The sequence below is a fragment of the Agrobacterium sp. 16-172Ci genome, from assembly GCF_053522725.1.
Genome location: NZ_JBNWBW010000020.1, coordinates 48149 through 68137, shown reverse-complemented (window position 1 = coordinate 68137; position 19989 = coordinate 48149). Strand labels below are relative to the sequence as shown.

17 protein-coding genes are annotated in these 19989 nt (G+C 59.0%); 11 read left to right on the top strand and 6 right to left on the bottom strand.

Annotated features, from left to right (window positions below; translation table 11 throughout):
• The first annotated feature begins 212 nt into the window (after window positions 1-212).
• A complete protein-coding gene (locus ACQZ40_RS17705; RefSeq protein WP_035264342.1) occupies window positions 213-728 on the top strand; it encodes a disulfide bond formation protein B in 516 nt (171 codons plus the stop codon).
• 30 nt (window positions 729-758) lie between these two features.
• On the opposite strand, the gene ACQZ40_RS17700 is transcribed toward ACQZ40_RS17705, so the two are convergent.
• Window positions 759-1316 (bottom strand): HNH endonuclease, encoded by a 558-nt coding sequence (locus ACQZ40_RS17700; RefSeq protein WP_003585610.1) that lies wholly within the window; start codon window positions 1314-1316, stop codon window positions 759-761.
• Window positions 1317-1664: 348 nt separating this feature from the next.
• On the opposite strand from ACQZ40_RS17700, the gene ACQZ40_RS17695 reads away from it, so the two are divergent.
• The 3 genes from ACQZ40_RS17695 (at window position 1665) to ACQZ40_RS17685 (ending at window position 3707) form a co-directional block, all read left to right on the top strand.
• A complete protein-coding gene (locus ACQZ40_RS17695) occupies window positions 1665-1964 on the top strand; it encodes a hypothetical protein (protein ID WP_162856828.1) in 300 nt (99 codons plus the stop codon).
• Window positions 1965-2115: 151 nt separating this feature from the next.
• Window positions 2116-2721, top strand: coding sequence for a transglutaminase-like cysteine peptidase (locus ACQZ40_RS17690; protein WP_003520892.1), 606 nt, complete (start codon window positions 2116-2118; stop codon window positions 2719-2721).
• A gap of 194 nt (window positions 2722-2915) precedes the next feature.
• Window positions 2916-3707 carry a metallophosphoesterase family protein gene (locus ACQZ40_RS17685; protein WP_078053372.1) on the top strand — a complete coding sequence of 264 codons (792 nt, stop codon included), beginning with the start codon at window positions 2916-2918 and terminating at the stop codon, window positions 3705-3707.
• 61 nt (window positions 3708-3768) lie between these two features.
• Here ACQZ40_RS17685 and ACQZ40_RS17680 read toward each other — a convergent pair whose 3' ends face one another.
• The 3 genes from ACQZ40_RS17680 to ACQZ40_RS17670 form a co-directional block, all read right to left on the bottom strand.
• Window positions 3769-4716: a polysaccharide pyruvyl transferase family protein gene (locus ACQZ40_RS17680; protein WP_448748368.1), complete on the bottom strand. Its 948-nt coding sequence runs from the start codon at window positions 4714-4716 to the stop codon at window positions 3769-3771.
• 36 nt (window positions 4717-4752) lie between these two features.
• Window positions 4753-6225 carry a lipopolysaccharide biosynthesis protein gene (locus ACQZ40_RS17675; protein ID WP_433822160.1) on the bottom strand — a complete coding sequence of 491 codons (1473 nt, stop codon included), beginning with the start codon at window positions 6223-6225 and terminating at the stop codon, window positions 4753-4755.
• 73 nt (window positions 6226-6298) lie between these two features.
• Window positions 6299-7522, bottom strand: coding sequence for a glycosyltransferase family 4 protein (locus tag ACQZ40_RS17670; RefSeq protein ID WP_125144886.1), 1224 nt, complete (start codon window positions 7520-7522; stop codon window positions 6299-6301).
• Window positions 7523-8015: 493 nt separating this feature from the next.
• Between ACQZ40_RS17670 and ACQZ40_RS17665 the strand changes: the two genes are divergently transcribed.
• From ACQZ40_RS17665 to ACQZ40_RS17635, 7 genes are all read left to right on the top strand, one after another.
• Window positions 8016-9344: a hypothetical protein gene (locus tag ACQZ40_RS17665; protein WP_448748367.1), complete on the top strand. Its 1329-nt coding sequence runs from the start codon at window positions 8016-8018 to the stop codon at window positions 9342-9344.
• Window positions 9345-9488: 144 nt separating this feature from the next.
• The gene (locus ACQZ40_RS17660; protein WP_271046272.1) at window positions 9489-10601 is read left to right on the top strand and encodes an acyltransferase family protein; all 1113 of its coding nucleotides are present in this window, start codon (window positions 9489-9491) and stop codon (window positions 10599-10601) included.
• Window positions 10602-10782: 181 nt separating this feature from the next.
• The gene (locus tag ACQZ40_RS17655; RefSeq protein WP_448748366.1) at window positions 10783-11634 is read left to right on the top strand and encodes a hypothetical protein; all 852 of its coding nucleotides are present in this window, start codon (window positions 10783-10785) and stop codon (window positions 11632-11634) included.
• 130 nt (window positions 11635-11764) lie between these two features.
• Window positions 11765-14023, top strand: a complete 2259-nt coding sequence (locus ACQZ40_RS17650) for a polysaccharide biosynthesis tyrosine autokinase (RefSeq protein ID WP_271046274.1) — start codon at window positions 11765-11767, stop codon at window positions 14021-14023.
• Window positions 14010-14687 carry a hypothetical protein gene (locus ACQZ40_RS17645; RefSeq protein ID WP_448748365.1) on the top strand — a complete coding sequence of 226 codons (678 nt, stop codon included), beginning with the start codon at window positions 14010-14012 and terminating at the stop codon, window positions 14685-14687. Before ACQZ40_RS17650 ends, ACQZ40_RS17645 begins: the two co-directional genes overlap by 14 nt.
• Window positions 14688-14766: 79 nt before the next feature.
• Window positions 14767-16338: an O-antigen ligase family protein gene (locus ACQZ40_RS17640; RefSeq protein WP_448748364.1), complete on the top strand. Its 1572-nt coding sequence runs from the start codon at window positions 14767-14769 to the stop codon at window positions 16336-16338.
• A gap of 56 nt (window positions 16339-16394) precedes the next feature.
• Window positions 16395-17594 (top strand): glycosyltransferase family 4 protein, encoded by a 1200-nt coding sequence (locus tag ACQZ40_RS17635; RefSeq protein ID WP_448748363.1) that lies wholly within the window; start codon window positions 16395-16397, stop codon window positions 17592-17594.
• Window positions 17595-17615: 21 nt separating this feature from the next.
• Here the strand turns inward: ACQZ40_RS17635 and ACQZ40_RS17630 are convergent, their stop codons facing one another.
• Both ACQZ40_RS17630 and ACQZ40_RS17625 read right to left on the bottom strand, forming a co-directional pair.
• Complete coding sequence (locus ACQZ40_RS17630; protein ID WP_142844757.1) at window positions 17616-18716, bottom strand: glycosyltransferase family 4 protein; 1101 nt, start codon at window positions 18714-18716, stop codon at window positions 17616-17618.
• A 56-nt stretch (window positions 18717-18772) separates the two neighbouring features.
• Window positions 18773-19921: a glycosyltransferase family 4 protein gene (locus tag ACQZ40_RS17625; protein WP_448748362.1), complete on the bottom strand. Its 1149-nt coding sequence runs from the start codon at window positions 19919-19921 to the stop codon at window positions 18773-18775.
• Between the last annotated feature and the right edge of the window lie 68 nt (window positions 19922-19989).

Genomic DNA, 19989 nt, shown 5'->3' with positions numbered 1-19989 from the left:
CTTCGACGGTCTCACGCCGCCGAAAAGCTCACGAAACTTTGCTTCCGCGCCTCCGAGTATTACCGGGCTTTCATTTGCCAGATGCGGCGGACTCGATTAGACGAATCCCGTTACACCCCGTGAAGACCGGCGACTTAATTTCGCCATCACGCCCGCCTTTTTGAAAGCCCGTCCGGGATATCTGCTTCTTCGCGAAGTTTGAGGAAAACAACATGGCCAATGCGACCACCGCCGACAATAGCCGCACGCTCGCCGCTCTCGGCGTCACGGCGGGAATGATCTTCACCGTCGGCTCCGCCCTCGGTTTCCAGCATATTGGCGGTTATACGCCCTGCGCGCTGTGCCTGCTGCAGCGCGATCCCTATTATTACGCCATTCCGCTGGGCATATTGGCCATTGCGACCAGCATCTTCAAATTGCCGGTCCAGATCACCCGGCTGCTGCTTGCCCTTATCGGCGTGGCGATGCTGATCGGCGCCGGGCTCGGCGTTTATCACGCCGGTGTGGAGTGGGGGTTCTGGGAAGGGCCGATCACCTGCGCCACCGGGGCGCCTTCCATCACCACCAATGCCGGCGATCTGCTGGGCAATCTGAACGCCATCAAGGCCCCCTCCTGCAACGACGCTGCCTTGCGGGTGCTCGGCCTTTCCTTTGCGGGCTGGAATGTCATTGCAAGCGTTGCACTTGCGGCAGTCGCCTTTTTTGGCGCGAGCCGTAAAAGCCGGTAAGCGGAAAACCGCGTTGCAGTCCTCGAAAGATCAGGGCTGCAATTCGGTATCCCAGTAAAGATAGTCCATCCAGCTTTCATGCAGATAATTGGGCGGGAACAGCCGCCCGTTATTGTGCAGATCCTGAACCGTCGGCTGGAAGGGCTTCTGCGCCGGGAACATGCCCGCCTGCTTGGGAAGCTTGCTGCCTTTTTTAAGGTTGCAGGGAGAGCACGCCGCAACGACATTGTGCCAGGTGGTTTCACCGCCATGCGCGCGGGGAATCACATGGTCGAAGGTCAATTCGTCCCGCGTGCCGCAATACTGGCATTCGAACTTGTCCCGAAGGAAAACGTTGAAGCGGGTGAAGGCGGGGTTGCGGGTGGGCTGCACATAGGTCTTGAGGCTGACGACGCTCGGCAGCCGCATGGAAAAGCTGGGGGACGACACCGCGTGATCATATTCTGCAATGATGTTCACACGGTCTAGAAAGACGGCCTTGATCGCGTCCTGCCAGGACCATAACGACAAGGGATAATAACTCAGTGGCCTGTAGTCTGCGTTCAGAACGAGCGCCGGCAGGGCCTGTGGTGAAACTGCAATCGTCAAGGGCTTCTCCTGAGCGATTCGGCATCTGCACTTGTATATTAGGTCCGTTGTTACAGGATTGTGAAGCCTATAAATGCAGCGGCGAAGAGCTTAATTTTTGAGCCGCAGAATGGCCTTTTTCGCATTCCTGACGATCGAACGGCACGGGACACCTCCTGGCGTTGTGACACCGCTGGCCGATGCGGCAGGAGGGCGATTCGGGCCTTTGCCAGACACAAATCCTTCTCACACCGGATGCACTATCGGTGATATGATTACCCCCAACGGACGACTGGAAAATCAATGCGCGCCGGGCATGGCAAATGTGCGGCGGCGGCATTCATCATTTCCGTCAATGGAGGAACGGTCATGAGGTTGGGCAGGCAGCAAGCAGCAGCATTGCGGGGCGGTCTGGCGGCCGGCGTCCTGACCGCCATGATCTTCCTCTCCGTGGGCGCCCATGCCCAGCAATATCAGAATTTCGAAGTGACGCCGGATGGCCGCGGCGGAGCGCAGGGAACGATCGGCGGGCGCAATTTCGAAGTTTACCGAAATTACGACCGGCCGCCGGCAAGCCGCGCCTCCCCCGAGACCCGGCGTGAACTCAGGCGGGCTGTCCCGCAGCAGACCTGTATTGTCGACACCGAGGGCAGGACCCGCTGCAGGTGAGCGCGAACCCGGCTTTCCGGCTGTTTTCAGCGCGCTGTAACAAAATTAGATTTCGTTAAAATGCAATCTATCGACTTAAACGGCCCGCAAGAATGGGTCGCTATGGTGCCAGGCACAAGACAAGACAAAACAATTGTGCAGGGGCAAGGACATGGCGAAGAGAACAATCCGTCTGGCAAAGATTTTTGCCGTCGCTGCCGGCGTGGCGGCAAGTGTTGCGACAACGGCGTCCGCCGTCCAGCTCGGTGGCCTTGCCCAGAAGCCCGGCGCCTCGCGGCCCGGCCAGTTCATGACCACGAGCCGTCCGACCATCGCACCCATTGCCTTTGCGAAATTCTGTGAAAGCGCCGCCGACCAGTGCCTCCGGATTGGCGACCGCGATACAGTGGAACTGAGCAAGCAGAAGCGCACGGAACTCCAGCGCATCAACGCCGAGATCAACACCTCGATAATCTATGCCAGCGAACAGGACGGCGAAGACGACTGGAAACTGAACCCGGCAAGCGGCGACTGCGAAGATTTCGCGGTGACCAAGCGGCAACGCCTCCTGCGCGCCGGCTGGCCTTCAGGCGCCCTGCGCATCGCAACAGCCCGCACAACGGATGGCATAGGACATGCCGTTCTGGTGGTCAGCACCAGCCAGGGCGATCTGGTGCTGGATAACCGCACCAATGTCGTCAAGCCATGGAAAGCGGTGGATCTGAAATGGATCAAGATCCAGTCGCACGAGGACCCGCGTGTCTGGCTGAAACTCTAGAACACGGTTTCAGGCTGAGCCGCCCTTTCGGAGGGCAGGCATTTCGGTTGACGGTTTAAGGCGCCGTATCTTTCGACCATCAAAACGGGTATTCTTTCCCCACAGAATCGGCGCGTCAACGCAGCTTTGGCGGGCAATGCGACAGCCGCCTTCAACGCTCTTGACCTTGTGCGGGAGAGACAGTATCGGCAGCTATGCCCAAGGTGCTCAACTGGATTCGCGGTCGTAAACAACCAGCCTCCCGCGACGACCGGAGGCGGCGCAGAATTGACCTTGGCGACAAGCCGGCCTCCTTTCCGATCTATGCCATTGGCGACGTGCATGGCAGCCTCGACCTGCTGTTGCAGGCGGAGCGGAAAATCCTTGCCGATCTGGGGCACGACCCTTCTCCCGCGCTGGTCGTTCTCCTCGGTGACTATGTCGATCGCGGACGCGATTCCCGTGGCGTTCTCGAACATTTGCTGCAGCCGCCACCCGCGCCGCTGCGCCGCATTGCGCTTTGCGGCAACCATGAGCAGCTCTTCCATGATTTTCTCGAAAATCCGCAGCAGAATATGCACTGGCTGGACTTCGGTGGCCGCCAGACGCTTTTATCCTACGGCGTCGATATCGACTATTTCCTGCAAAAGGGCCGCCTGAGACTGCAGCCATTCAGGGACGCCCTGCTCGGCGCGATTCCGCAAACCCACCGCCAGCTTTTATCCAGCCTGCCGATCTACGCCCGGATAGGACCCTATATTTTCGTGCATGCCGGCTTGAGACCGGGATTGCCGCTGGAGGCGCAGACGGATGAAGACATGCTCTGGATCCGGGAACCGTTCCTGTCGCAGGGGGCTGGGCTGGACCTCGTCGTCATCCACGGCCACACGCCGGTAACCGAGCCGGAAACCGGCCCGCAACGGATCGGCATCGACACGGGTGCATTCACCACGGGCAGGCTTACCGTGCTCAGGCTTTCGGATGCGGGCTTGCACCTGATCGGTTGAGATGAACAATCGGCTCATTTCCAGAAAGACGACCCTGATGCGCGCGACGGATTGCGGAGTTTCACGCTCTCCTGAACTGCTGTTTCCAGCTTTCGATTGCCTCCACCGGCAACTTTATCGGCGGCACCCCGCTCCCGGAAATCCAGTTCGACATTCTCTCGAAATCCTTACGATCCATGGCCGGCAAACCAGTATCCTTGGAAATTTCCGTGGCCCGGTTGTCGACTTTGACGATTAGGGCACGGCGAAATTTCTGCATCGCACGAATGCCGCCATGCAGGCGCGTTCCCACGAAATCCACATCCTCATTATCAAGAAAGTGGTTATAGGCCGCGAGCGTCGGATCGATGAACTTCAGCCCGGAAATATTCATGGAAGCAAGATAAGCCGCATCTTCGCGCTGCTGCGGCCAGAAATAGACGTTGTCGTAACGATCCTTCAGAATTTCAATCATCTTCTTGTCCTCCTCCTGGCGGTTGAGGTAGAAGGTCAGCGTTGTGACAACGGAAGAGGCCTTGGAAGTAGGGATGGACCTGCAATGGTCCGGATCAAGGCCCCACATGGTCGGGCAAGAGGTGTTCAGAACCTTCTTGCCCAGGGACCTGAGTTTTTCGGCGGTGTAATTGTCGCGCACCGCATGTGTGAATTCATCCGACAGAATTTTTTTCAGAATCCAGCGCGAATAAGCGTTCGGCTGTTTCATGTAATTCATCCAACCACAGCCGAGCAGAACAGCCTCCCGGAAGGCGAATGCATCCCACGGCAGCAACTTCCACAAAACGCGGGCTTCCATGTTCGATGCGAGAATATTAGTGCCGGCAACAAAGGCAGCTTCGCTCTTGCGCAGCAGCGATTTCGAGACGTTCGTCATATATTCATGGGTCGCCACATGATAGGGATACGCTTGAGGAACAACCTCAAGCAGCACCTCCTTGACGGCATCGAGAATGATCTGATCGCCGAGATTGTCCGAGGCTACGGTTGTATCGAGAATGGTAATCGTCTTCATTGGAACCTCGTCCTGAAATTAAATCGTTCTGCAATTTCATTTTCGTGAAAAAAGCGCCCTGGCCTCTTTGAGCACCCCCCGTATGTCCCCGGGCATGGTGATAAAAAGCAGAGCCGGATAGATCACCGCCCCTGCCGAGACCAGCAGGCATAGTGTTACGGGTTTGGAGAAACGTTCCCCCATCATCCAGTAAAGACCGCTAACCAGAACAGCCATGGTGAAGGCCGCGATGAGCGGCGGCATGCAGGTGCGAAGCGTGCCGCCTATCGAAATGCCGGCGCTGTTTCGGACGCTGACCAAAGCGACCGGCCACGTCAGATAAGCCCGCACGACATGGGCGAGAGTAACCGCCACCAAGCCGAAAGGCGCAGCGGCAAGACCAAGCCCACAGCCGATAACAACCTGCAGAAACGACAGGTACAGGGTTTTTCCGCCCTGCCGGATGGCGGTCAGCAGCGGCCAGACAAATGAATTGGCGACAAACGGCAAAGCTGTCAGACACAATAATTGCGTGACCGGTGCGGCGGCCGCCCAGTTTTCGCCGAAAGCAACGGGAACAAGAACAGGCGCCGTGGCCGCAAGACCGAGGAAACATGGGAAAGCAATGATGCCCGACAGCCGGATCAAGCCGAAATAGGCATGTTCGAGGGATTTGTTCTCGGCATTGATGCGTGCATAGCTCGTCAACGCCACCGATGTCAGTGGAATGACGGCCAGCTGACTGACGAGATCGATGCACCGCCATGACAACCGGATGTACCCCACGGCCGCGGTCGAGAGAAAGGTCGCGGCAATCAGCTCCTGCAGCCGGACATTGAGACCCATCAGGAAGTTTGCCGCAAAGATGCGCGACCCGAAACTCCACTGATCCGCTACATAGGCTCTGATGAAACGCGGACGCGGGATCCATCCACAGGCAATCCAGTTCATACAAGTCGTCACAAGACTGGCAATCAGCCTCTGCACGACCATTGCCCATACGCCCCACCCATTCAGGGCCAGAGCGATTGCGATCACCCCGGCAAGAAAATTGGACAGGAGCGCACGCATGGCAAGCTTGCGAAACGCGAACTCACGCTGCAGGCGGGCTTCATGGATGGCGCCGGCGCCCATGATGAAAAGAACGGTGGAAAGCGCCATCAAGACCGGGCTGAGCTCGGCAATTCCAAACAGGCCCGCGATGAAAGGCGCCGCCAGCGAAAGCAAAGCGCACAGCACGGCTCCCCACAGGAGTGAAAACCAGAAGGCCGTGTCGGCATAGTCTTCGTCCAGCTCCGGTCGCTGCAGCACCGCCTCCGGCAATCCACCGCGGGCGATGACGAGGATGATATCCACGAAAACCGTTGCGATGGCGACAAGCCCAAACTCGTCCGGCGTCAGCAGGCGCGCCATAATGAGGAAGACGACGAAAGACAGAAAGACGTTGCCATAACCGCCGACCGCACTCCACAGGGCGCTCGTGACCGAGCGCCTTTCAAGACGGGGAGCGTTTTCGTCCAACTTCAACATCTGCAAAACCCGGAAACACGGGAAGGCGCCCTGCCCGCGGCTGAAAGATCAGCGCGTGGCATCCGCAGGCCCGTCATGCGGCTGCAGCCTTGCTTTTCGCCAGCACGTCTTCATAGAGTTTCACATAATTTTCGCCGACCCGCCGTGAGGTGGATTCCTCGACGATGTTTCCGAAATCGGCCTCCGTCGGCAATTGCTCGCGCGAAAGCGTCAGCACCCGGCGGATACGGGCGGCAAGGTCGGTGGCGTTGCCCGGCTCGAACAGCCAGTCATGGTTGGTCTCGCCGATCAGCTCCGGAATGCCGCCTGAGGCTGCGCCGATGACCGGCACGCCCATGGCATAAGCCTCGTAGATCGTGCGTGGCGAAGGTTCCGCCCAGAAGGAAGGAACGATGAGCACGTCGATCTCTTCGAGAAACTCCTTCGGTTTCGCCCAGCCGACGAATTCAATCGGCAGATCGCCGGCCTGAGCCGTGAAGCGTTCGATCGAATCGTCCATCGCATGGCCGGCGACCAGACAGCGCCAGTTGCCGTGACCGATTTCCTTGAAGGCATCGACCATGTTGCCGACGCCTTTTTCCGTATTGATACGACCGATATAACCGAAGGTCAGCGGCCGGCCAGTGCGGTCGATCTGCCGGCGGGCGACGGGATCGCCCTCGGGAACCGTGCAGGAATAAAAGATGACGCGGCGCAGGCTTTCCGGAATGTGGTGGAAAAGCCCGTGATTGACATGCGTCTTGAGGATTTCCGTGCCGACGCTTGCGACAGCCGCGATATAGCGCTGGGTGAATTTCTTGGTGAAATTCACCGCCTGGCAGCCGAGATGGATGTGCTCGCAGGGCTTGCCGCCCTTGAACATGGCGGCGTTGCCGCACAGGAGATCATATTCGCAGATCGTGTGAACGATTGGAATGCCGCGCTTATGCGCCGCCCGCCAAACCAGCGTCGTCACATCCAGAAGCGAGTGGGTGTTGAGAACGTCAGGTTTGAAATCGTCGAGAACGGCTTCGAACTGCTTTTCGACGTCGAAATTCCATTGCTGCTTGAGCTTCTGCATGCGCCGCTGCTGCGGCGAATATTGCGGCCAGTCCTCGAGCCAGAAATCGTTGTTGTGGAACATGCGGTAAACGGTCACGCCGTTGCGCATGGTTTTCGGTTCGGCCTGTCGCTCGATACAGGCGGCGCCGACCGTATGTCCCATGGAAACGAGTTCCTCGGCGAGGTGTTCGACCGAGCGTTCGCATCCACCAACGATATGCGGCGGATAAAGGCTGCTAAGATGGAGAATTCTCATGCGGATACGCTCTGTTTTCCTTCATCGAAAATCTATGGCGTCCATCCCGGGCTCGTTCGTCTCACCTCATTCCAGGAGACCAGTGAGACATCTGCAAAAATAAAAGAGCCGGAGCAGAACTAATGTTTGAAATATGAATTACCAAAATCTACTTTTCAAAAAGCACGGGAATCGGCGCTATTTCAAGTGATTTTTTTTGCGGCGCGGCAAAAGCCATGCGGTGTTGCGAAAAGAACCGGTGTCGTGTTACGGTTTAGCCACTTTAAAGTGCAGGCAATCGGAAGAAATCGGTTGCATTGCAGCTGATGATAATATTCGAGTTGATAATATCTGTTTTATTTCAGAGACATGAATTTCAGGGCGATTGTAGATGCCGAAAACTTCCAGGACATTCTGATCTCGAAGCCTTGGGAGGCATCACCGCCATTTAAACGGCGACGTCCGTGTGATGACGTCCGGCTTATATTTTCTCCGGACACACCAGGAGGCGCAGATGAATGGAAAAACGCCGATCGCCATGGGCAGCCTGACACGGCGCAACCTGCTTTCAGCCGCGCCGCTTGCATTAGTCGCCGCCTCCGGTTTGCAGGCCATTCCCGCACGGGCGCAGACGGTTGCTTCGGCCGGTACCGAAGCCTTTCTGGACAGTGTAGGGGTGTGCGGTCACTTCACCCGTCCCACGGGCGTCTATCCGGAACAGTTCGAGCGGATCGTGCCCGAACTCGAAGCACTGGGCGTCCGGCATCTGCGCGATGACGGGCTGATCACCGCGAGAGACAGTCGCGACAGCCCCGTCTTTCGGCGGCTGCGCCGGATCGTGGCGGCGGGCGTTCGCCTCACCATCATCTGTTACGATAATCTAAACCCTTACGTTTCCACGCCGCTCGACAAGCTGGCGGATTTTTACGACTGGTGCGACGCGGGTATCGATATTTTCGAGGGCAGCAATGAGCCTAACCTGACGAAGGACCCGCAAAATGCTCCGCGAATTTCGGCGGAGCATCAGGCGGCGCTGCACGACGCCATCCGCTCGGTTCCGCGCCTGGGTGCGGTGCCCATTGCGGCGCCAAGTTATGTCCTGTCGAACAGAGCGCTGGCGCTGGACCTGAAAAATGCCTGCGATTACGGCAATATCCACGCTTACGCCGGGATGGAGCATCCCGAAACGATGGGTCCGGGGGCACTCTCGAAATCCGTCGCCGCTTCGGCGCATATAGCGGCCGGCAGGCCGGTGCTCGCCACGGAAATGGGCTATCATACCTCGCTGCAAACCAAGACCTTTCATTTCCCCGTCACAGAAGGCATCAAGGCGCGCTATATGCCGCGCATGCTGCTCTGGTGCTTCATCAGCGGTATCCGCCGGTCCTACATCTATGAAATGGTTTCAAGCTTCGCCGCCGATCAGACAAACCCGGAATCCTCCTTCGGCCTCCTCCGCCACGATCTGAGCCGCACCCCCGCTTACGAGGCCGTTCGCGCCCTTCTTTCCCTCTGCAGGGCAGAACGGCAAACCGGGCCGGAGGAACGACGGCTCGATTTCCTCACTGCCGATTCCCAAAGGTCGTCGATGCATTTGGTGAGACCGGACGGTGCTTTGCTCGTGCCCGTCTGGCTTGGAATTTCCGGCTGGCAATGGCCGGCCCGCATCGAAAGCCCGCCCGCCGAACGGATTGCGACATTTTCGGTGGCCGGCCAGCATAGTCACGTTATCGCACACCGTTTCCGCGATGACGGCTCCGTGAGCCAACAGACAATCACGCAGGAAAGCGGGCAATACCGGCTTTCGGTCAGCGACCAGCTTACGGTTCTGGAAGTTTTCTGAATGGCACCGACGAAATGCCGCATCGCAAAATTGTGTGTATCGCGTCGCGTTATTGCATGATAGCCTGCTTGAATACTGGACTTCCGCCCCGCAAAAGCGGGCGCAATATAATACTAAATATATCTTTATTTTTACAGATTGACGATGATGAAAAACTTTAAAGAAGCGCCCGCTGCCGGGTCGCAACGTCTTGATGTTCTTCAGGTGATGCGCGCCGTCGCGGCAACCATGATTGTTGCGCTGCACGCGGACGTGAACTGGCAATTCACGCTTTTTCCACTGCATCTACTGCGACTGGGCGGCGGTGTCGACCTGTTTTTCGTCATTTCCGGATTTGTCATCGTTTATGCGTCCCGGCCCTATTTCGCAGCGGCAGGCGGCCGTTCGGCGTTTCTGCTGCGCCGGTTTCTCCGCATCGTTCCGCTTTACTGGTTTGTGCTGACCCTGCGGCTTGCCATAGCCGCCAGCGTGCCCCTTATCAGTGCAAAGGCCTTTCCACCGTTACAGTCGATCCTCACCTCCTACCTGTTTATCCCCTATGACAGCATGGGTTATGGCGACGCCTATCCGTTTCCGCTGATCGATCTCGGCTGGACGCTGAATTACGAGATGTTCTTTTACATCGTTTTCGCAGCGTTCATCTTCCTGCCGCTGGAGCGCGCGGTATTCACGACAGCCGGCGTGCTGTTTGCCGCTGTCATGATCGGCTCCGCCTTCGATCTCGGCCTGCCGTTCAGCTTCTGGTTCAAGCCGATCATTCTCGAATTCGTCGCGGGTATGTTCATTGCAGTCCTCTTCCTGCGAGGCGTTCGCCTGCCGCCCTTGCTCGGGCTTGCAACGGCCCTGTGCGGCCTGGCGATCTGGATGCTGACCGATCTGAGCAGGATAGGATTCAAGTGCGACCCGGGCTGTTATTCCTTTTCGCGGCTGCTGGTTTTCGGCGGCGGCGCGATTTTGCTGATGGCAGCGGCGACCTTGACCAGAAACATCTCCCTGCCCCGTTTCGCACGGCCGCTGGCAAAACTCGGCGATTCATCCTATGCGCTTTACCTGCTGCACCCGTTTATTTTCCAGGGCTTCAAGATTGCGCTCGGCGGCGTCACGTTCCCGCCTGAATGGAGCAACCTCGTTTATCTCGTCATCGTCGTCAGCACCGTCGCCATAGCCCACACCTTCCACGTCCTTGTCGAAACGCCGGCCAATATCTGGCTGCGTGAGCGGCTGATAACAGCGCCACGGAAAGTCGCCGTATCATGAACAAACCGGAGAAAGGCAAGGGCGGCCGTTAACAATAGGTGATGCTTTCCGCCGCAGGTTTATTTTAGCGCTTGATCCTTTGCTTGGGCTGTGCGATTTAAAAAGAAATTTTAGATGTTGGGTAATCTTGCCCGGCATTGGATGTATTTAAAGTCGTATTTTAAAAGATTTGGAGAGTTGGATGCCCCGCATTCGTAACGGCTCGATGCTCGTTGGTGCGATGTTTATTGCCAGCATGGGTCTCTTTTCCGCTGTCGCCAACGCACAGAACGTGGAAACCGCACCGCCGGCCGCACCGCAGCAGGCGCCCTCGGTTGAGAGCGCTGTAACAGGCGCACCCGTCAAGGCCGCCGATGAAACCACCGCTGCATTTCTGAGCCGCGTCAACACCACCAATCCGGACACGGTTTCGATTGCCGCAGCGGAACTGTTCAAGCAGTCTCCGACGCAGGGTATGATCAGGGACCTGGTCACCATCGCTTCCAGCACGGATGCGGCAGCGGCCGACGTAACCGGAAAAGTAACGAGCGGGTTTCCGATCATCGCCATTTCCACCAGCGCGGCACAGTTCTCCGAACAGCTTTCCAGCCTCATCCTGAGTGACTCCGGCCAGTTGCCGACCATCGTCGCACTGGCTCAGAAGGTCGGTAACAAGGACTTCTCCGAAGTCGTCGGCGAAGGCCTGGCCCTTGCCCACGCCACCGCGATGAGGAACGGCAATTCGATACTCGCAGCAGCGATCCAGTTGCAGACAAAGGGTGCCAACGTACCCGCCGATCTGCTGATCGCCTTTAGCGAGAATATCGAAGGAACGGCTGCCGGTCCGGCCGCCCCTGCGGCGGCCGCAGCGGCGGCTTCGCCGATCGGCGGCGCCGGTTCCTCGCCGGCAAGCGCCAACAGCATCGGCGGTTCGGGAACGGCAGGTGCCGCAGGCGGCACCGCACAGGCGGGTGGCGGAAGCCCGCCGGCTGGCCGCGGCAGATCGCTTTCAACCGGCAGCACCAGCACGACGACGAGCACAAGTCCCGTTTGAGTTTGGGTTTGTCGCCTTTCCCTAAGGGAAGGCTGCTGCCAGTTCTGTGATGCAACCGTGACTTGGCGGGCGCTGCGCCCGCCTAAAAGAGCGAGGCTGACAGTTGTTGCAAAGGCACGATCCCCTGACGATGGCTGACTACGATAAAGGCGGGCTGACGTCCGAGTTTATCGATATCGACGCCGTTCTTGCGATGTTTCGCCGGCAGTGGCGCATCGTGCTTGCCGCGGTGGCAGTCGCCGGGGCAATCGGCCTCGCCTTTGCCGCAACGGCCGTTCCGATCTATTCGGCGACGGCGACGCTGCTGATCGACCGCAATAACAGCCAGATTGTCGAACAGCTTTCGACAATCGGCGGAGTCATAGAGGATGAGGCTTCCATTCTCAGTCAGGTCGAGGTGCTGCAATCGGAAACCATCGGGCTTGCCGTTGTCGATAGTCTCAATCTCACGGAAAATCAGGAATTCAGGGCAACGCGTGCGTCGCTTCTGAGCTCGATATTCGGCACGATCCGCTCGCTCGTCAATGTTTCGCAATGGTTCTCGCCAGCGAAAAAAGAGGCGGTGGTTGATAATGGAACCCTGAAGAGATCGCTGTCGGACCAGCTGCTCGATGGCCTCAGCGTCAAGCGCATCGGCCGGACCTACGCGCTGGAACTCACCTATAATTCGACATCGCCGGTGCTCGCCGCGCAGATCGTCAATGCCGTGGCCTCGGCCTATCTGCTGGACAAGCTGAATTCCAAATATGAGGCGACGCGGCGGGCCAGCGACTGGTTGTCCGACCGTATTGCCGAGCTGCGCCAGCGGGCGCTCGAAACCGATCTGGCCGTGCAGAAGTTTCGCGCCGAACATAATCTGATCTCGACCGGCAATAACAGCCTGCTCTCCGATCAGCAGCTGGCGGAATCCAATAGCGCTCTGATTTTGGCGCAGTCGGAAACCGCCAGGGCAAGGGCGCGGGTGCAACGCATCGAACATATTCTCGCCACCGACGATGTCGATGCGGTCGTTACCGATATTCTCGACAGCTCGGTCGCCAACGACCTGCGCAAAAAATATCTCGAAGCTTCCAAGATCGAAGCGGAAATCACCGGCAGGCTCGGCAGCAACCACGTTCAGGCGGTACGTCTGCGTAATGAAATGCAGGAATACCGACGGCTGATGTTCCAGGAAATCAGCCGCATCGCGCAAAGTTACAAAAGCGATCTGGAAGTCTCGGAAGCGAGGGAAAAGTCGCTCGCCGAAAGTGTCGCCAAGGCGACCGACATCAGCAACTCGGCCAGCGAGACACAGGTTCAGCTGCGCGAATTGCAGCGCGAAGCCGAAACCTACAAGAACATGTACCAGACCTTCCTGCAGCGATATCAGGAAGCGATGCAGCAGCAATCCTTCCCCGTGACGGAAGCGCGCGTGATTTCCAAGGCGATGCCGCCCAGAATTCCGAGCAAGCCGAACAAGCCCCTCATTTTGGCCCTGTTCATGATCATGGGCGCTGCGGCCGGTGGCGGCATCGCCATGTTCCGTGAATTCCGCGACCGGTTTTTCCGCACCGGGGAACAGGTTCGAGACGTTCTCGGGCTGGAATTCCTCGGCAATACCCCGCTCATCCAGAACAACAAGGCCATAATAGAAGATCAGGAAGGCGGCCATCCGGCCCTTACGCGCCCCACCAGCGTTGCGCGTTACGCGGTCGACCATCCGCTCTCCTCCTTCGCCGAAACCCTGCGCAGCACTAGGCTCGCCATCGATCTCGGTATTCCCGCCAAAAGCGGAGCGCGGATTGTCGGTGTCGTCTCAGCCTTGCCGAGCGAAGGGAAATCCACGATCTCCATCAATCTGGCGCAGCTGCTTGCCGGGCAGGGTGCGCGGGTCCTGCTGCTGGATGCCGATATTCGCAATCCCGGCGCAACGCGCGCCATGGCGCGTCACGCGAGCGAAGGCCTGCTCGAAGTATTGCTGGAAGGCCGCAGCGTGCAGGATGTGCTGCTTCGTGACGAAAAGACACGGCTCGCTTTCCTGCCCACGGTGGTCAAACAGCGTGTCCCTCATTCCTCCGAACTGCTGACCTCGGCGCAAATGCACAAGCTGCTGGCCGAAGTGAGCAATGCTTTCGATTATATCATCGTCGACCTCCCCCCGCTCGGGCCGGTGGTCGATGCACGCGCCATGGCGGGGCGGATCGACGGTTTCATCTTCGTCACGGAATGGGGCAAAACCGCCCGCAGGGCAGTGCGGAACACGGTGGAGAATGAGGTTCATATCCGCAAGAAGTGCCTCGGCGTCGTCCTCAACAAGGTGGACACCGAAAAGCTGAAGCTTTATCGCGCCTATGGGTCGAGCGAATATTATCATTCGCGCTATACACGATATTACCATGACCAGGCGTGACGGTGTGGTGCGCCTGCGGAAAATCCTCGCGGTCGTACCGGTCCTCGTCATTTCCATCTTTGTCCTGTCCGTGGCGGCGCAGGCCTTTTCGCAAAGCCGGCGGTTTTCCGATATTGTCGCATTGGCGCGGATCGCCGACGACAATAATGGCCTCGCGCCAGATCTCCTTGCGGAAACGGTCCCTGAACTCCAGCCCATCGTTAGCGAAAAAATCTGCCGTTCGGATATCGTCAAAGCCGGACTAAGGCTCGTTCTAGCCGATCTCGATGCAAATGGCGTCGATCCGGCATCCGATCCCGGCGCGACGCGTCTCGGTTTTGCCGAAACCTTTATTCGCCATTCGCTCTCTTGTTTTCCCGCAAATGGCGATGTCTGGCTGCGTCTTGCCATGGTTCGCTCGCTGCGCAACGCCTCGCCGATGGAAGTCGCCGTGCTGATGAATTTCTCCCAGCTCTATGGGCCTGCCGATGCCAATCTGATCCGTGGGCGTTTCGTGATGTGGCAGCAGTTTCCGAAGAACACCTTGCCCGAGGCCGAGACGGCCCGCGAGGCGGATACGGCCGTCGTCTGCGGCAGGCAGGGGGAAATCCTGCGATGGACCCTGGCGGAAGTCTGCCCAAAGCCACCGTCGGCAGACACAAAACGTCCCGCGCCGCTGTCATGATCTGAAACAATGAAACGGCTGAGCCTCGTCGATATTCGCGGCATAGCCACCACAAACAATTCCGACAAAGCCCAAAGATATGTCGCTCACCGAAGCCCGATCAGAACCGCTCTCCTCCTCGCAGCCCCCACTCGTGGCGGTTCGGGACTATGTCCGGCCGGTCGCAATAGCCGCATTCTGGGCAATATTTCTGCTGGCGCTTCTCAATAGGGGCGCAACGGAAATAGAAAGTCGCATCGTCGTCACGGCCGGGATCTATCTCCTGCTGGTGCCAGGAATCCTCCTGTTCGGACCACCGAAGGCCGGTGCGGGCAAGGTACTCGCAGCAGCCTGCCTTTTATTGGGAGCGCTCATCGTTCAGGTGCTGTTGCAGACCTCCTACATACCCGGCATCGCGCGCCTCAATCCGGCATGGTCCACCGCCGCCATGTTCATGCAGACTGCGCCAGCCGCCACAATCTCACTGACGCCGGCGGATGACCGGCTCGGCCTCATGAGCGCCGCCCTGCCCTTCGGCGCCTTCATGGCCGGCCTTGTGCTTTTCGATAGCGACGAGCGTGCGGCAAAGACGCTGCGATGGTTCGCAATCGCCGGTGGCTGGCTCGCGCTGTTTTCCATCGTGCAATTCGTGCTTTTTCCCGAAGCTCTCGGCCTCATCCAGAAGCGCTTCTACCTCGGCAGCCTTACCGGCCTTTTTGTCAATCGCAATACCGCCGCGACCTTCTTCGGTCTCATCCTTCTCACGCTCGCCGCACTATTACACAAAAGCCTCCTCGCTCCGGATTGGGCCAGGGTAAAAGCGCTCGTGGCAAATCGCCTCACCGTGCCGGCGGAGCAGAAACAGCTCATCCGCAGGGCCGCTTTTCTTGGCGTCCTCGCGGGCTTTTGTTTCATCGCGTTAATGTTGACGGGATCGCGTGCGGGGATCGGCTCAAGCCTCGCAGCGCTGATTGTCCTGATCCTGCTGATTGTGTTCAACTCTCCCCCCAGAACCGGCCGCAATGGAGCCTCCAGCCGGCGTAGGCAGCGCGGGACGAGACGTCGTGCCGCGCTCCTGATCGCAATCGCCATCGCCCTCTTCGCGCTTTTCGCCAGTCGGGTGGCGCTTCGCATGGAAACGCGTTTGGAAGACGATATGCGCTTCTGCTACATGCCGGGCATCGCCCGCGCCATCGCCGACAATTGGCCGCAGGGGTCGGGCCTTGCAAGCTTTACGGAAGTCTATGCGCCCTATCATGTGGCGCGGTGCGGGGTGGACGCCGTCGTCACCCATGCCCACAACGTCTACGCCGAAGGGCTGCTGACACTCGGCGCGGCCTTCCCGTTTTATCTCGCTTTTTTTGTGCTCATCCAACTGGTGATTTTCATTCGCGGGGCACTGAAACGCAGAAATTATCGTTATGCCTCTCATCTCGGCCTTGCCGCGCTGCTACTCGTCCTGTTGCATTCGACGCTTGATTTTTCACTGCAGATTCCAGGCTTTGCCATGGCCTATGCCGTTTTCCTCGCCCCGGTCGTCACGCTTTGTCTGAACCCGCCGGGAATGGAGCGGGAAGGCCGCAAACGGCGGAGACAATTTCCGGAAGACGCTGCAATGCCGGCGCCGGGCCATTCAGGCCAGACAGTACAAACGCCGCTTCGTCTGCAATAACGGATTTTACGAATGCAAAACAGGTTTCGTGATCTTGAAGGCGCAGGAATTTGAGCATGCGGATATTGCAAATAACCTCGCTGTTTTTTCCGGATCGGGTGGGCGGCGCGGAAATATTCGTGGAAGACCTTGCGCGTGGACTTGCGGATAAGGGGCACACCGTCGCGGTGGCCGCCATCTCGCGTGAAGAACAGGCAGCGGAAAAACGCGACGGTTTCACCATTCACCGCCTCGGGCATACCACGCCGTTCTTTATCGGCGACTGGGGGCAACAACCGGAATGGAAGCGAAAATACTATAAGATCGCTGTGCAGCTGGATCCGCGCCTCGTTCGCCGGCTTGCGCGTGTCATCGATGATTTCCGGCCGGACGTGGTCAATACCCATTCGCTGTCGGAACTGACGCCGCTGATCTGGCCGATGATTCGCAAGCGCGGCGTTCCACTGGTTCATTCCCTGCATGATTTCACGAGCATGTGCACCAATGGCTCCCTGTTTCATGACGGGCATATCTGCGATGGCAGCAGCAAAAAATGCCGTGCCTTTTCTTATCTCCACCGGCGTTGCCAATGCGCGGTCGATGCTGTCGCCGGCGTCGGTCGCGATATCGTCGAACGCCACGTGAGGGCCGGTTTTTTCACCCATGTTCCCGAAAACCGCCGCACGGTGATCTGGAACGCCATCTCACCACCCGATTCGCCAGAACCGCGCATTCCCCGCACGCCCGGCGAGCCGCTGGTTTTCGGCTATCTGGGCCGCATCGAAGCGGCAAAAGGGGCTGACTTGCTGATAGAAGCGTTGCGACTTTTGCCGCCGCAGGGCTGGCGGGCGGTCATGGCGGGCCGCGCGCCAGATGGCATCGAGGCCTATCAGCAAAAGGCAGCCGGCCTGCCTGTCGAATTTCCGGGCTATGTGGAGGCTGATCGTTTCTTCGCCGGCATAGATTGCCTCATCGTACCGCCCCTATGGCCGGAGGCCTTCGGCCGCACCGTCGCTGAAGCCATTTTGCGCGGCGTATCCGTCATCGGCTCAAATCTTGCGGGTGTCGCCGAACAGATCGGCGCGGACAGGCCGGAACGCCTGTTCGCCCCGGGCAATGCCGCCGAACTGGCCGCACGCATGGCAGAAGCGATGCGCAATCCCGCCATGCTTGCGGAAACACCTGAAACCCGGGAGCGAATTCGCCAAGGCGTTGAGCCCGAAGGGGTCATCGCGGCCTATGAAAAGCTCTATGCGGATGTGTGCAAAACCGCATGAGCGTGACGACAGCGTCCCTCTTCAGGCTGCGGCTCCTTGCTTGAAAAGCCGCGCGTAGCTCTCCGCCGCCTTCCGCCACGAATATAATTTGCGGTTTTCATAACCCGCCTGGCGGAGATTTTCTGCCAGTTCCGGATTGTCCAAAAGTCGCTCAAGCGTGTCGACAAGGCTCTGGGCATCCGCCGGATCGAAAGTCAGGGCGCCTTCGCCGGCAATCTCCGGTGTTGCCGAACGATTGGAGCAGACGACCGGGCATCCCAGCTGCTGCGCCTCCAGCACCGGCAGGCAGAAGCCTTCATAGGTGGAGGGGACGCAAAGGCAGGCTGCGTGACGGTAAAGTTCGGCCAGTTGCCGGTCATCTATGCCGGAAAGCCGGATCAGCCGGGCCTTCAATTCCGGATCGTCCAGCGCGCCGGCGATTTCCTCCGCCTCGTCGCGGCCAACATGCACGATGCGCAAATCCGGCCATTTTTTACCGAGTATGGCAAAGGCTTTGCCCAGGAGAGCGAAATTCTTATTGGACGTCGCGTTTCCGACCGCCAGTATGTAGCGTCCGGGAACAGGCGGCAGCGTGTCGAAAACCCCGGGATCGACATTCAGCGTGCTATCGGAATGAATGGTGATGCTCTTATCGGCAGCGGCTGGATAGAAACGCCCCAGATCCTTCCGCGTCGCTTCGGATACGCAGATAACCCGATCCGAACCGGCCATCATCAGCTTAAAGATGAAATCGGTCGTCAGGGTCGCCCGCCAGCCGATCTGTTCGGGAATGGTTTTGAAATAAAGATCATGAACAAGGGTGAGACGCCGTTTGCCCCCGAGGGGACTTCCAAAAGGATCGGCATTAAACAGTACATCGATGCCGTGCCGGCGGCAGAGCGCGGGCAGCATCGCGGCCTGACGCACCACATCGAAAACCATGACGCGCGGCCGGGGAGTCTCGATGAGCTGCAAGCGGCTGTCGCGCAGGTTTTCAGGCAGTTGCGCCCGCGTCCAGGGAGAGCGCAGAACATAGTCGTCACCCGTCTGCTCCAGCAGCCGCTCCAGCAGGCTGAAGGTCACGCGGGCCACACCAGAGGCCTTGCCACCATATTGGCTCGGCATGTTTACGAGAATGCGCATCCTGACCCTTCCGCCTGCCGGCATTGCCTGTTCCTGTCGATCGCCGGGGCGAAACTTCACGCCGCCTCCGAGAGCAGCGCGGAAACGGAGCGGCAGGTTTCCTCCAGCGAGAAACGCTGGCTCACATCCTCCCGCCCCTTTTGCGCCAGCCTTTCCGCCAGAGCAGGTTGCGACAGGACACAGCCGATCGCCGCTGCCAGGGCCGATGCATCCCCCGGCGGCACGAGAAGGCCGGTTTCGCCGTCACGGATGATTTCGGTAACACCGCCGCCGCGCGTGGCGACAACCGGACGCCCGCACATCATGGCCTCCACCACCACACGGCCGAAGGGCTCGGCAACAATCGAGGTATGAGCGACCACATCCATCGCCGCCATCAGTTCCGGCACATCCGGGCGGAAACCGAGAAAACGGACGCGACCCTCGAGACCGAGACGGGACGCCTGTTTGCGGACGCGCGCTTCATAGGCCTCCTGCCCGAAAAGCGCACCGCCGACGATGACCGCCTGCACGCCCTCCATCGCCGCAATCGCGTCCAGAAACACATGCTGTCCCTTCCATTCGCTCAGCCGGCCAAAAAGGCCGACAAGCGGTTGCGGACCAAGGCCCAGTTCCGCACGCAGCCGCGCGGCGACGCCAGGCTCGTAAAGCCTTGCTTTCGCAGGGTCGAAGCCGTTGTAAACGATGCGAACCTTATCCGCCTCGCCGCCGGCCTCGATGAAAGCCCGGCCTGTCTCTTCGGAATTGACAGCCACCAGCCTGGCGAAAAGGCGCGCAAATGCCAGCGAGGCGCGGCGATTGGTGGCGCTGAAAGCCGGATCGGTGACGATATCGTGTAAAATCCAGACAAGCGGCCGGCGGCTGAGCTTTGCGGCCAAGGCGCAGACAAAAAGCGCCTTTTGCGAGTTGGCGCAGATCACATCATAGTGCCTCGCCTCCCGGCTCAATTGCCAGGCAACCGCCATCACGTCGGCCGCTCCGCGCAACAGGGCCCCGAAGGACGCGTTGCGGCGGATCGACAGCATTTTTTCTCCGGCGGACAGCATGACTGGAGCCCGCCCCGCATCAACGAGATCATCTGCGGCCGCACCACCGCTGAGAAAACAGGCACGCCAGGAGTGTGGGCCCGCCTTGACGAGGTCCGTCAGAAAAAGTTCGGCGCCGCCCTTCTCCCCGGTATGGCTGACGAAAAGAGCGGATGTCATGGTGTCTCTCCTGCCGGATGAGAGGACCGACGATGCACCTGTCTGTGATTGCGGGCATGAACAGCCGG